Source organism: Pseudomonas sp. CC11G (genome assembly GCF_056174845.1).
Genome location: NZ_JBWBZC010000012.1, coordinates 105,638 through 117,909, shown reverse-complemented (window position 1 = coordinate 117,909; position 12,272 = coordinate 105,638). Strand labels below are relative to the sequence as shown.

Annotated in this window: 17 protein-coding genes; 9 read left to right on the top strand and 8 right to left on the bottom strand. The window is 60.0% G+C overall.

The features are described from left to right. Positions 1-162: 162 nt before the first annotated feature. Together AC0V2S_RS16105 and AC0V2S_RS16100 are read left to right on the top strand one after the other, a co-directional pair. Positions 163-510, top strand: a complete 348-nt coding sequence (locus tag AC0V2S_RS16105; RefSeq protein WP_475510615.1) for a DUF2846 domain-containing protein — start codon at positions 163-165, stop codon at positions 508-510. Between the two features lie 17 nt (positions 511-527). Beyond that, positions 528-650, top strand: a complete 123-nt coding sequence (locus tag AC0V2S_RS16100; protein ID WP_475510614.1) for a hypothetical protein — start codon at positions 528-530, stop codon at positions 648-650. Positions 651-660: 10 nt separating this feature from the next. Here AC0V2S_RS16100 and AC0V2S_RS16095 read toward each other — a convergent pair whose 3' ends face one another. Together AC0V2S_RS16095 and AC0V2S_RS16090 are read right to left on the bottom strand one after the other, a co-directional pair. Then, positions 661-1,167: a hypothetical protein gene (locus AC0V2S_RS16095; RefSeq protein WP_475510613.1), complete on the bottom strand. Its 507-nt coding sequence runs from the start codon at positions 1,165-1,167 to the stop codon at positions 661-663. 192 nt (positions 1,168-1,359) lie between these two features. Further along, positions 1,360-1,686 (bottom strand): helix-turn-helix domain-containing protein, encoded by a 327-nt coding sequence (locus AC0V2S_RS16090; RefSeq protein ID WP_475510612.1) that lies wholly within the window; start codon positions 1,684-1,686, stop codon positions 1,360-1,362. Positions 1,687-1,852: 166 nt separating this feature from the next. Between AC0V2S_RS16090 and AC0V2S_RS16085 the strand changes: the two genes are divergently transcribed. Beyond that, the gene (locus AC0V2S_RS16085) at positions 1,853-2,110 is read left to right on the top strand and encodes a DUF3077 domain-containing protein (protein ID WP_475510611.1); all 258 of its coding nucleotides are present in this window, start codon (positions 1,853-1,855) and stop codon (positions 2,108-2,110) included. A gap of 59 nt (positions 2,111-2,169) precedes the next feature. Here the strand turns inward: AC0V2S_RS16085 and AC0V2S_RS16080 are convergent, their stop codons facing one another. The 5 genes from AC0V2S_RS16080 to parS all read right to left on the bottom strand — a co-directional run bounded on the left by AC0V2S_RS16080 (position 2,170) and on the right by parS (position 5,666). Further along, on the bottom strand, positions 2,170-3,072 hold the full coding sequence (locus tag AC0V2S_RS16080) for an alpha/beta fold hydrolase (RefSeq protein ID WP_475510610.1): 903 nt from the start codon (positions 3,070-3,072) through the stop codon (positions 2,170-2,172). Between the two features lie 204 nt (positions 3,073-3,276). Next, on the bottom strand, positions 3,277-3,807 hold the full coding sequence (locus AC0V2S_RS16075; protein WP_475510609.1) for a glyoxalase superfamily protein: 531 nt from the start codon (positions 3,805-3,807) through the stop codon (positions 3,277-3,279). A gap of 187 nt (positions 3,808-3,994) precedes the next feature. Beyond that, a complete protein-coding gene (locus tag AC0V2S_RS16070; protein WP_475510608.1) occupies positions 3,995-4,504 on the bottom strand; it encodes a DUF4124 domain-containing protein in 510 nt (169 codons plus the stop codon). 104 nt (positions 4,505-4,608) lie between these two features. Beyond that, positions 4,609-5,082 (bottom strand): RES family NAD+ phosphorylase, encoded by a 474-nt coding sequence (locus AC0V2S_RS16065; protein ID WP_475510607.1) that lies wholly within the window; start codon positions 5,080-5,082, stop codon positions 4,609-4,611. After that, positions 5,082-5,666 (bottom strand): type II RES/Xre toxin-antitoxin system antitoxin, encoded by a 585-nt coding sequence (gene parS, locus AC0V2S_RS16060; protein WP_475510606.1) that lies wholly within the window; start codon positions 5,664-5,666, stop codon positions 5,082-5,084. The genes AC0V2S_RS16065 and parS overlap by 1 nt, the downstream gene beginning before the upstream one ends. A gap of 171 nt (positions 5,667-5,837) precedes the next feature. Here parS and AC0V2S_RS16055 point away from each other — a divergent pair, with 171 nt between their 5' ends. Then, positions 5,838-6,416, top strand: coding sequence for a flavin reductase family protein (locus tag AC0V2S_RS16055; protein WP_475510605.1), 579 nt, complete (start codon positions 5,838-5,840; stop codon positions 6,414-6,416). A 13-nt stretch (positions 6,417-6,429) separates the two neighbouring features. Here AC0V2S_RS16055 and AC0V2S_RS16050 read toward each other — a convergent pair whose 3' ends face one another. Then, positions 6,430-7,212: a DeoR/GlpR family DNA-binding transcription regulator gene (locus AC0V2S_RS16050; protein ID WP_475510604.1), complete on the bottom strand. Its 783-nt coding sequence runs from the start codon at positions 7,210-7,212 to the stop codon at positions 6,430-6,432. 148 nt (positions 7,213-7,360) lie between these two features. Here AC0V2S_RS16050 and AC0V2S_RS16045 point away from each other — a divergent pair, with 148 nt between their 5' ends. The 5 genes from AC0V2S_RS16045 to AC0V2S_RS16025 all read left to right on the top strand — a co-directional run bounded on the left by AC0V2S_RS16045 (position 7,361) and on the right by AC0V2S_RS16025 (position 12,259). Beyond that, complete coding sequence (locus AC0V2S_RS16045; protein WP_475510603.1) at positions 7,361-9,208, top strand: sensor domain-containing diguanylate cyclase; 1,848 nt, start codon at positions 7,361-7,363, stop codon at positions 9,206-9,208. Between the two features lie 111 nt (positions 9,209-9,319). Further along, positions 9,320-10,315, top strand: coding sequence for a DUF481 domain-containing protein (locus AC0V2S_RS16040; RefSeq protein WP_475510602.1), 996 nt, complete (start codon positions 9,320-9,322; stop codon positions 10,313-10,315). Between the two features lie 148 nt (positions 10,316-10,463). Next, positions 10,464-10,859, top strand: a complete 396-nt coding sequence (locus AC0V2S_RS16035) for a DUF3302 domain-containing protein (protein WP_475510601.1) — start codon at positions 10,464-10,466, stop codon at positions 10,857-10,859. Positions 10,860-10,861: 2 nt separating this feature from the next. Continuing rightward, positions 10,862-11,821 carry an HlyD family secretion protein gene (locus AC0V2S_RS16030; RefSeq protein ID WP_475510600.1) on the top strand — a complete coding sequence of 320 codons (960 nt, stop codon included), beginning with the start codon at positions 10,862-10,864 and terminating at the stop codon, positions 11,819-11,821. Between the two features lie 15 nt (positions 11,822-11,836). After that, entirely contained in the window at positions 11,837-12,259 is a 423-nt protein-coding gene (locus tag AC0V2S_RS16025; RefSeq protein ID WP_475510599.1) for a potassium channel family protein, read from the top strand. The last annotated feature ends 13 nt before the right edge of the window (positions 12,260-12,272 follow it).

Sequence of the window (12,272 nt, the reverse complement as noted above, 5' to 3'; positions counted from 1 at the left end):
AAAAAAGTGGTTTACACCTATATGCCAATGCAGCCGTTCAGGCGCCACGAAGCGCCTGCCGCCAACGATAAATGAGCACTCCTTTTTTACTCAGCAACTGGACGTTATCCACAGGCGTATCTAAGTTCCAAGCAGCCCATTCACCCAAGGACGACCAGCCCCATGCAAACCACCCGTTCAACCCTGTTGTCGCTACTGAGCTCCTGCCTGCTGCTGGCCAGCTGTAGCAGCAGCCCCGGTTACTTTGAGCCACGCCAGGTCGCCTCCAACTCCAGCACCATCTACTTCTACCGCCCCAAAGCCGACAACCCCGGCATGCAACCCCTGCGCACGGCCTACCCCGACGTGCAGATCGATGGCGCCAGTGTTGGCCTGCTCAAATTCAACAGCCACTTCGCCGTAGACCTGGCGCCCGGCAAACACACCGTGCGGATTACCGGGCTTAGCAAGATTGCCGATTGGGAGCCGCGGGATATCGAGCAAAGCGTGACGGTGAAGGCGGCGAGCTGAAATACCTGAAGCTCGACGTGCGCTACAACCTCAGCGAAATGAACCTGGGCCAACCCAAGGCCAGCTACCTGATTTACCTCACGCCGATGCGCAGCGAGGATGCGATTTATGAGATTCGGGATACCGCGCCGTTGAATTGAAACGACTGGGTCAGTCCGTCAGCCAGACCCGATTGAACTGCTCACCGTCGAGATACAGCAAGGAGTCGGCAGACTCGAAGGTGAACAGCGAAATCCCATCATGGGCAATGGTTATCTGCGTCGTGCACGCGGCGGCCGCAGGGCCTGCGCCATTTCCACAGGCAGTTTGGTAGGTACCGGGCTTGATCGTTTTAATACCTACCGACTGCACATCTGCACCACTTTCCAGCACTCGCTTTTTTCTGCCCGCACTACTCAGGGTCACCACCAGCGCGTAGCGGGTTTGTTCCGGCGCTTGCAACTTCAACTCGGCGAAGTCGGCCTGACCGTCGCCGTCGAAATCACCCACAGCTTGGGTAAAGCCACTGCCGCCTCTATCGGTCGTACGCAGCTTGGCGTTGGCACCCTGTGCAAGGAGTTCTGGGGGAATTGGCGCGAGGGCAACGTCTGCCTGTACAGGCAACGTGGGTAGAGCGACAAGCCCCACCAACAGGGTCAGCAAAAATTCCTTTTTCATAAACCTTCCATAACTGCCAGCCGAGGGAAAAGCGCTTTTCTACTCACATCCATGCGTCCGAGGACTGCAAAAACTCAGCCATTGTTAACTAGCTCTCCGCTACTGATGTGAGTAGTAGCGGCCAGGTATTTCAATTCAGAGCACCAGCGCTGCTCGTCGATGACACTACATGAACCTCTTGGCTCAAATCACTTACTCGCCCTGTCCTTTCGCAAACGCTTTTGCCACACGCTCAAGCGCATGACGGTCTTCTTCCGCCATGACCCGATAGGCAAGTAACAACTCAGCTTCCTCTACCGTCAGCCCATCCTGCTTCATTGGCACTCGCTCGCCGGTTACGACGTAGAGGATGTCGACACCGTGCGCGGCTATGCCGAGCAGGTAAGCGGTATCAGGGCTTCGCCCGCCTTTCTCGTAGTTGTATTGACTGTTCTTCGTGGCCCCACCCAATGCCGCGAATTCGGTCTGGGTGAATCCTAGGCGTTCTCGCTCTTCCCTCAGACGATTCCCAATGAACACAAACGTATCCCTCAAGGCATTTACAGTAATCTTTTAAAGGGAAATACTTTAACCGCAATCCCACGAAGCGAGGACTATGCCGAACGCACAGTCCTCGCATCAAGCAATCAAACCGGCCGATCCCAACGTTGCGTTGTTTCGGCCATTCAATGAGAGAAAGGAAGCTATGAATCAGACCCATACCGCAGTAACCACCCAAACCCACTTCTCCCCTACCGAAGGTCTCCCGCTGTTTTCGGTTAACCCTGGCATCCCGGTTGACGATGCCCTGGAGCAAGCCGCCATTCTGCTGGAGTGCATTGAACACCTGGTGGTGTGCGACGCCACCACCCCAAACGGCACGGCCCAGGCCAGCTTGCAGTATCTGAGCGAGATGGCGCGTGCGGTGGTAGCGGCGTGTAAGAAGGAGCCTGTGCAGGCTTGAAGCGAGGGCGTTATTGAGCGGGCCGGCGTAAAGCCGGCCCGCTTTTTTGCGTGTGCGGTTTACTGGGTGATAAACGCGCGAATGGCCTTAGTCGTCGGCCCCGGAGCTTCCTCCATCAGCCAGTGGCCGGCGCCGGGCACCACCAGTTCGGTGACGGTGTCGGCGGCGTTGCGCATCACGACGGCTTCGTTGGCGCCGAAGGATTTTTCGCCGCCGATGGCCAGCACGGGCATGGTCAGGCGTGGCGCGGTTTTGTTGTCGATGGCGTCCTGGCGGATGGCGTGGAACTGGGAAAAGGCGGCGTGCATGGCGCCTTTGCGGGCGTAGAGTTTGGCGTAGTGCTGGCGGGTGGCTTCGTCGATTTTTTTCGGGTCGCCGGCGAATTCGTTCCAGAAGCGGTCGAGGTAAATGCGCTCACGGCCGGCCACCAAGCGCTCGGCATCCGGGCCGCCGAAGTCGAAGTGCCAAAGCATCGGCGAGCGCACGATTTCATCCCACGGGGCGATGCCGGGCACCGGGGCATCCATTACCACCAGGCGGTCGGTTTGCTCGGGATAACGGGCGGCGTAGGCGAACGCGACCATGGTGCCGATGTCGTGGCCGACGATGGTGGCGTGGTCGATCTTCAGTTTGGTGAGCACTCCGCGAATGTCGCCGGCCTGGGTCTTTTTGTCGTACCCCTCGCTGGGGATGGAGGACAAGCCCATGCCGCGCAGGTCGGGCACGATTACGGTGTGGTCGCGGCTGAGGTCAGCGGCCAGTGGTTCCCACATATCGCCGGTGTCGCCGAAGCCGTGTATGAGCACCACCGCCGGGCCGCTACCGCCTACGCGCACGTGCAGGGTGGCGCCTTCTACGGCGATCTCCTGGGTTTTGAAACTCGCGGGAAAAGGGGTGATGGCGGCGTGGGCGGAAAGACTTAAGGCGAGCAATGAAACGGTGGCGAGTAGCAGTCGAGTCATGGGGTGCTCCAGGGGCCTAAATGCGTGAGTGGGCATGGCGATCGGAGCTGAGCGTAGTTGGTTTGGCTGAAGGTGCACGCCTGCAAGAATCTGGATTCCCGCCTGCGCGGGAATGACGGAAGTTTTGGCCATCATCACCGTCATTCCTGCGCAGGCAGGAATCCAGAATTTCGAAGGTTTTATCTCACTCGCAGCGCACGCCGTTCAGCTCTGACTAAACCGAATCCGGTTCCCGAACGGGTCATACACTTCAAGAATTTTTCCCCACGGCTGCTCCACGATTCCAGGCCGCCCATACCCGTATTGCTTGGCGATCAGCTCGTCCCGGTAAGCCTCGATACCTTGCATCGGCACGTACACCGTGGAGCCAGGGCTGGCATCGCCGTGGTGCTCGGAAAGGTGTAGCTGCAGCCCTGCCCGCTCAATGCCCAGGTACAGCGGCAACGTAGGCTCGAAGCGGTGTTCGAACTCCACGCTAAAACCGAGAAAACCCAGGTAGAACTCGCGGGCTTTGGCTTCATCGAAAATGCGCAAAATGGGAATGGCTTTGGTGAAGGTGATGCCGGTGGGCGCGTCACTTTCCGGGAGCGCGGCGCTAGCGGTGTTCCAGTCTTTGAAACCCAGCTGTTGGGCGACCAGTTCCAGCGCGGCGGAGTGGGAGATTTCGTGCTGTTGCGCGGCCAGTGAAGCGCGCAGCAGTTTGGCCATGGTTTTGGCCTGGGTGATGGTGGACATCGTTCCTCCTCGGTCGAAGTTTGTCAGTGCTCGCGTTGCCAACCTTCGACGGTTTGGAAGAACCAGAAAGAGGGGGTTTACCGCAATGCTTTCACCGTACCCATTGGGTGCGAGCGGCAGGCAGCATCGGCCTGCCGGCAATCATAGGTAAGTCGCCGGTGATTGCAACGTCGAAAATGGCCGCGCCTTACTTCAGCAAACTGCCCAGCGCTCCGGAGCAAACCAACACACCAGCGCCACCGGCCAGGCATTTGTACTGCTCGCGGTCTTTGCCGGTACTGGCCAGGCAATCCCTCAGGGTTATTTCACCTTTGACCTGATCCAACCCTTTTACGGCCTTCTTGTATTGGTCGAAGGTGAGCCTGCCGTCCTTTCTGCGCTCACCGGCGATTTCCTTGAGGTTGGGCAGGTCGATGTCGGTCCAGCGAATCGCTTCGCGGCACATTTTCTCATCGGCGGATTCTTCGCTGCTGGCACTGTTGTCAGCGGCGGCGGTGCTGGCAGTGTCGGCGGTTTGCGGGGGCGGACCGTCGCTTACATAGCCCTGCTGGATTTTTACTTCTTCAGCCGCCTGAGTGGGTGGCGGCTGATTACCGAAGTGTTTTTGCCCGCTGACATCGACCCACGTGTACACCTGCGCCTGAAGGGGCAGTGCACACCCCAGCAGCAATAGGAAAAGGCAACGGCGAGCAAACATGGACCAAATCCTTTTGAAGAGCGCAGGTTGCGCATGGCGCACTGTAATCAGTGACTGCCAGACCGCCAAGCCTCGCGTTTCAGCCTTGAGCGTTTGATCTGAATTTATTCGAGGGGGTGCACGGCAAACATCCGCTCGTCATACACAAATGCCTGCTTACTCACCACGCGGATATCGAAGCGCGCCTCGTGGTTGGGCGTGAGCACAATATTGGAGGCCAGCGGGTTAACCGCGGAGGGAACAATCAGCCCGAACTTGCCGGACCTTTGCAGAAACCGGGTGCCGTAGTGGCGGCTGGCGGCATCGGCTGGCAAACGGTCCCAATCTGTGGACAACTCGCTGAGCGGTGGTTTGACATACAGGCTGGCGTCGTCCGGCAGTTCCACTTCCACCATCACCATGGCAATGAGCGGCGGACCGCTCTGGTGCACGAAGGTCTCCAGCACACAGGTGGAAGAATCCAGGCCGAGGTAGATGGCCGGAACGTCCTGCTCGTTCCACCGCCCGCCCTCCTGCGCCGCGCCCATGCCGTCGAAGTTGTCTGCCCAGCGCGCTTTGCATAATCGCCAAGCCCGCATCAGAACACACCGCCGTATTCGATCGCGCGCAGCACACGGCGTACCTGCCCGGCGCTGATGTCGTTGTCGCACAGTGACAGCGGCGTCTGGCCACCGAGGGCGACGTTGGCGCGGGTCATCCAGCCTGTGGCTTTGGCTTCGTCTTCGAAAACATCGGTGGCCAGCGCGGTAATGGCGGCGATGCGCATCATGCGCTCAGTGGCGGACGGATCGAGTAGCGCGTTATCGCGGGTTTTGCGGGTCAGGGTGGACTCCGACACCAACAGCACCTTGGCCAACTCGCCCACGGAAATCGCGAAGGTTTGCCCCAGGCTGCGGGCAAAATTAGCGCTCAGGCCGTGACGGATGATGTTGACTTGGGCTTCGTCAGTCATGCCCTCCATCAGACGAGTGATGGCTTGAAAGTCTTCGAGACCATCGCCCTGCCCCTCGCCTATACCTGCCCATGGAGTGGCGGGTGCTCGCTGCGCATAACTGGCGACTTCTTCAGCGATAGCCGGGAGGGCGGGACGCTCTGCCTCCGCGTACTTGGCGATTTTCGCCGTGGATTTCGGGGTGTTTTTACCGGGCTTACGGGTGGCCATGATCGGCTCCTTTCAGTCATTTGACTGAACCAATTAACTCAGCTGACTGTACGCCGAGCCTGCAGCTTTGCAAACCTGAAGCTTCTGTAGGAAGGGTTAACGATTCCGTGCCCTTCCACTGCGCAACACCCCGCCGCTACCATCGCCTGCTCAGCCATAGAGAACCGTCTTATGTCCCCCACCATCGCCCCCGTCGACCTTGCCAAAGCCTACCGCCTGCTCAATCACGGCCCGACCGTGCTGGTGTCTGCCCGCCATAACGGTGAGAGCAATGTGATGGCGGCGGCCTGGGCCTGTGCGCTGGACTTCAGCCCGCCCAAGCTCACCGTGGTGGTGGACAAGATGACCCGCACCCGCGCCCTGCTCGAAGGCAGCGGCACCTTTGTGATTCAGGTGCCGACCGCCGCCCAGGCGCAACTCACCCATGCCGTGGGCACCCACAGCCTGGCGGAGCAGCCGGACAAACTGGCCCGCGCCGGTGTGGAGTTATTCGAGTTTCCAGGGCATGACCTGCCCTTCGTGGCGGGCTGTTCGGCGTGGCTGGCGTGCCGGTTGATTCCCGAGCCGCATAACCAGCAAACCTACGACCTGTTTATTGCCGAGGTGGTCGGCGCCTGGGCCGATACCCGTGCTTTCGCCGATGGCCATTGGCAGTTTGAAAAGGCTGAGCCTACCTGGCGCAGCCTGCACTATGTGGCCGGCGGGCAGTTTTACCTCACTGGGGATTCGTTGACGGTAAAGGTCGACTAGGGGCAGTAAGCCGTTACGCCACCACCACGGTCAGGCCCAGACGACGGTAGTCCTCGATATCCCCGGTCGGCACCCGGCTTTCGGTGTACAGCGTATGCACCCTGTTGCACGGGGCGATCACAAAGGGTTCGACGGCGCCGAGCTTGTCGGCCGTGGTCACGGCAATTACCTGGGACGCGCTGTCGAGCAGCGCCTGCTTGAGTTCCACTTCTTCAAAGCGCGGCGAGGTCAGGCCAATTTCCGGGTGCAGGGCGCACACGCCGGTAAACAGCAAATCGGCCTTGATGCTGCGAATCAGCTCCAGCGCCTCGCGGCCATTGGTGGCCATGGTTGCCGGGTTGAGTTGGCCGCCGGCCAGAATCACGCTTATGCCGGGGTATTCGGCCAATGCCACGGCCGTCATGGGCGATGCGGTGACGGCAGTCAGGCGAATATCCAGCGGCAGCGAACGGGCGATATGCAGCGGCGTGGTGCCGGAGTCGAAAATCACCACCTGGCCGTCCTGCACTTGCTGCGCGGCCAGTTGCGCGAGCTGGCGTTTCATCTCATCGGTTTCGTTCAGGCGGGCGAAATAGTCTTTGCCCGAATCCTTCGGCCGGGGCAGCGCGCCGCCGTGCACACGTTGCACTAGGCCGGCATTGGCCAGCTCGGTCAGGTCGCGGCGAATGGTGTCTTCAGACACTTCAAAGTGCGTGCTCAGCTCGCTGGCCAGCACCCGACCATCGCGCTCCAGCAGCAGGAGAATTTTCTGCCGCCGTACTTGGGGCAGATCGGTGACGGCATGATTGCTTTGCATGTTTATGCTCGTATTTGCAGGTTTATGCGAGATTAGACAGCCAAATCGGCAAATTCAACCGTAACGTGCGCGGCGACAGGCGGCTTTTGCCGACGCTCGCGCGGCTCTTGTAGACTCCCTCCGCTTTATTGCCTGTGGTTTGAGTGAAATGGATGTTTCCCGCTTTGGCCGGTACCTGCTCGGTTGCCTGCTGTTAATTGCCAGCGCGCTGAGCTCGCCCGCCTGGGCCGCCGCCCCGCTCGATGCGGCCACGCTGACCGACCAACCGGTGGCCCTCACCGCCTTTGTGGCCCTGCTCGAAGATCCCGACCGCACCCTGACCCTGGCCGATGTGCAGCGCCCCGACGTGGCCGCCCGTTTCCAGACCGACCTGCCTGCCAGCAGCGCCCTGGGCCTTGGGTTTACCCGCTCGGCTTATTGGCTGCGCCTGCCGTTGCGCAATACCACCAGCAGCAACCTGCAACGCATGCTGGCCGTGGAAAACCCGCGTATCTCGCATATTCAGGCTTACTTGCCCGACGCCCAAGGCACCTATCAAACCGTGGTTACAGGCTCCGATGTGCCCGCCAGCAGCAAGGTGTACCCCAACCGCAACTTCATCTTCCCCATCACCCTGGCGCCCGAGTCGGAACAGGTGATTTATCTGCGCATGGAGTCCAGCGTCGGCCTGCTGATTCCGTTGCAGCTGTGGACGCCGCCGGCCTACCACGCCCATGAGCGCGACGACTACGTGGGTCAGGCCTGGTACTTCGGCATTGCCACGGCAATGATTCTGCTCAACCTGATGCTCTTCGTCTCGCTGCGCGACCGCATCTACCTGCTGTACATCGCCTTCGCTGCCTGCACCTTCGCCACCCTGGCAATCAAAAACGGCCTGGCGCCGGACTGGCTGCTGGGCAGCGTGCCGCTTAATTCCAACATCGTGTATTACTCGGGGACTTCGCTGGCCCTGGCGGCGATGCTGCTGTTTATTCGGCGCATGCTCGGCACGGCGCAGTTACTGCCACGGGTAGACCGTCTACTGCTCGGGCTGGTGGTGGTTTATCTGCTTACCCCGCTTGCCTACGCCATCGCGCTGCCGGTGTTTTCCCGCGCGGCGATTCTGCTCAACCTGGCGACCGCGCTGGTCGTGTTGGCCGTCGGCGTGGCGGCTGCCTTCAAGCGCCAGCGCAGTGCGTATTTCTTTCTCGGTGCTTTTGCTTTGCTGATGCTGGGCGGGGCCATGGCCTCGCTGCGGGCCATGGGCATCCTGCCCACCAACCTGTTTACCGTGGACGGTTTGCAGTTGGGTTCGGCCATGGAAATGCTGTTGCTGGCCTTTGCGTTGGCCGACCGCTACAACGTGATGCGCCGCGAAAAAGCCCGCGTGCGTGAACAGCTGCTGCTCACCCAACAGCAGCTCGTACAAACCCTGCAAAGCTCCGAGCGCGAGCTGGAACAACGGGTGGCGCAGCGCACCGAAGAACTGCAAGTGCTAAATACCAAACTGGAAACCCTGAGCCTTACCGACGCTCTGACCGGCATCGCCAACCGCCGCCATTTCGACGACGTGCTCGCCCAGGAATGGACGCGGGCCCAACGCATCGGCGCGCCGCTGACCCTGGCGATCATGGATGTGGACTGGTTCAAGCCCTACAACGACCACTACGGCCACCCGGCCGGCGATGCGTGCCTGAAGCAGATCGCCCAGACCCTGGCCGCTACCGTCTGCCGGTCCGGCGACCTGGTGGCCCGTTACGGCGGCGAGGAGTTTGTGTTTCTCGCGCCCATGACCGACGCTGCCGGAGCTCAGGCCATGGCGCTCAAGGTGGTGCAGGCCGTGGCCGTGCTAGCCCTGCCCCACGCGTTTTCGCCGCTGGGGCATGTGACGCTCAGTGTCGGGGTGGTCAGCCTGCAACCCGGTGTCGACAGCAGCGCACAAACGCTGCTGCAACGTGCCGACGCGGCGCTCTATCAGGCCAAGCATCAGGGACGTAATCAGGTGATGGTCGGCTAGGAAAAATCAGCCGTTTTTTAATCGGTTGCACACAAATCTTTCGGTTTAGCCCGGCGTTTTAGTCGGTCCACCTGTACGCATGCTCGGGGTCCTTCCTCGGACCGTCTTGCCATGCGTCGTTATTTGATTTTTCTGCTGTGCTGGGCACTGCCCTTGCCCCTCGTTGCCGACACCGTTTGGCTAAGTAATGGTGACCGACTCAGTGGCACCATCGTGCTGCTCGACGGCGACAAATTGCTGCTCGACACGCCGCTGGCCGGCCGCGTGCAGATCAACTGGCAAGGCGTCACTACGCTGGCCTCGGACAAGCCTTTACTCCTGCGGCGCAAAGACCGCGGCAATCAGTTTCAAAGCCGTCTGTTCGCCAGCACCAGCGGCACGGTACAAGTGGGCACTGACGCTAGCCAAAATGTGCCGTTGGCCAACATCACCCGGCTGCTGCCGCCTTCTCAGGTACTTGGCGACTTCAAATGGCAAGGCAAGCTCGACGTCAAGGTGGACCTGGACAACGACGAACACGACAGCCAGGAGTGGAACCTCAAGGGCGAAACCCGCATTGAGCACGACAGCTGGCGGCACGTCATCAACGGCCAGACAGTACGCAAGGCAAAAGACCAAAAACGCACTGAAGATAACTGGGAACTCGACTACGACCTCGACTACTTCTTTTCCCACCACTGGTTCGCTCGCACCAGCGCCGCACAAGAGGAAGAACGCCAGGGTGATAAGGAAATCTGGCGTGAGCTAGGTACTGGCCCTGGCTATCGCTTTTGGGATAACGAACTGGGACGGCTGGAAATAATCGGCCAATTCACCCGGGTTTCGCTGGAAACCACCAATGCCCGGTTAGCGTTCAATACCCTGGGGCTTGGTTGGGACTTCAAACGCACCCTATGGGGCAGCCGAATCGATATCACCAGCAAAGGCGAGGTGAAGCTGCCTCGGATAGAAACGATCGACTACCTGTTCCAAAGCGAGTATGGCGTCAGTTACCGCCTTAATGATTGGGCAAGGTTGTCGCTGCTGTATGAGCTTGAGCGGTATGGCTTTGCTGAACATACCGAGCAAAATCATCACTACCTACTGGGTATTGGCCTGAATTGGTGAACGCCTCCTCAGTACTACACAGAGCGCGAAATAAATACTGATCTACGCTTGCTCTACGGATCGGGAGGCAGATGCTATGGAAGGCTTTGCACTCACCGCTGCATCAAGCAGCCCGACCGCTAAAGCAATGGTCTGAGGCGCTGCTCATATGCTCGATTACATCGCTCTGGGGATGCTGTTTTTCGTGGGCATAGTGCTGTTCTACGGCATCATCGCGTTGCACGACATCCCTTACGAAATTGCCGTACACCGCAACCATCCGCACCAGGACGCCATTCACGCCACCGGCTGGGTAAGCCTGTTTACCCTGCATGTGCTGTGGCCGTTTCTGTGGATCTGGGCAACCCTGTACCGCGAGGACCGCGGTTGGGGGTTTGGCGATGGGCAATCGCCGAAAATCCATGTGCAGCATCTGGAAGAACAAGTGCTCGACCTTCAGCAGCGCCTCGCCGCCCTTGAAGCGCAGGCCGCACCGCCTGCTCCGCCAGACTTGCCGCCGCCAGCTCCGCTGCCACCCATCACCACCGACGCCAAGGAGGGCTGAACATGGATTTATTACTGGTACTGACCTACGCCGCCTTCTGCGTGGCGATCTTCAAACTGTTCCGTATTCCGCTGAACAAATGGACCGTGCCCACGGCGGTATTGGGCGGCGTGATTCTGATCGGCGCGCTGATCTTCACCATGAACTACAACCATCCCTACTCCGAGGTGGCGCGTGCGTACTTTGTGTCGACACCGGTGGTGCCGGCAGTCAGCGGCCTGGTGATCGACGTGCCGGTGCAAGGTAATACACCGCTGAAAAAGGGCGACATTCTGTTTCGCATCGACCCCACGCCCTTTACCAACAAAGTGAAGTCGATCAAGGCGCAGCTGGTTTCGGCCCGTGCCGATCTGTTTCGCGCCAGCGAACTGGTGAAGCGCAATGTCGGCAACCGGCGCGATGAAGATATCGCCACCGCCCGCGTCGACGATCTGCAAGCGCAACTGAACATCGCCCAGTTTGAGCTGGACAACACCACCGTACGCGCCCCCGGCGATGGCATGGTGGTGCATGTATCCCTGCGCCCAGGAATGATGGCCACGCGCTTGCCGCTACGCCCGTCGATGGTATTTATTCCCGCCGAAACCCAGTATTTCACCGCGTGGATGCGCCAGAACAGCCAACTGCGTTTGCAACTCGGCGACGAGGCCGAAGTGGCGTTCGACGGTATTCCCGGCAAAGTATTTGAGGGCAAGGTGAAGAATGTGCTGCCGGTTATTGGTGAAGGCCAGGTGCAGCCTTCCGGCACCCTGATCAGCTACACCGGTTCACCGCCAGCGGGGCGAGTGCCGGTGGTGATCGAGATCACCGACCCGGACTATGAGCAGTTCCGCGCGGTGATGCCCGGTGGTTCCTACGGCCAGGCGGCGATCTACAGCCAGCACTTTCACCACGTGGCGATCATGCGCAAGATTCTGCTGCGCATGTCTTCCTGGATGAACTACATCTTCCCGTTCCATTGATCGACGGGGGCACACGTGCTGCTGATCTTTTTCACTGGCCTACCGGTAATGCTGCTCTGTCTGGTGTTGCAGGCCGCGTTCCTGACGCTGTGCCTGCGTTTGTACCAAACCGTCAGCGCAGCACGCCCGCAGCCCCATTCGACAGGCTGGAACATCGTGGTGGTGTCGCCGGTCATGCTGCTGATGCTGCTCGGCAACTTTCTCCAGGGGATATGGGCCGGGCTGTTTCGGTTGCTGGGTGAGTTCGACACCTACTCCACTGCGCTGTATTTCTCCGGCGTGACCTTCACCACGATCGGTTATGGCGACCTGGTGATGACCCCTGCCTGGCGTTTGCTCGCGCCACTGGAAGCGGCGAACGGCGTGCTGATGTTCGGCGTCTCGACCGCCACCATGACCGCCGCCGTGATGGACATGATCCGGCAAGGCCGCCCATAACGCGTTCAATTGA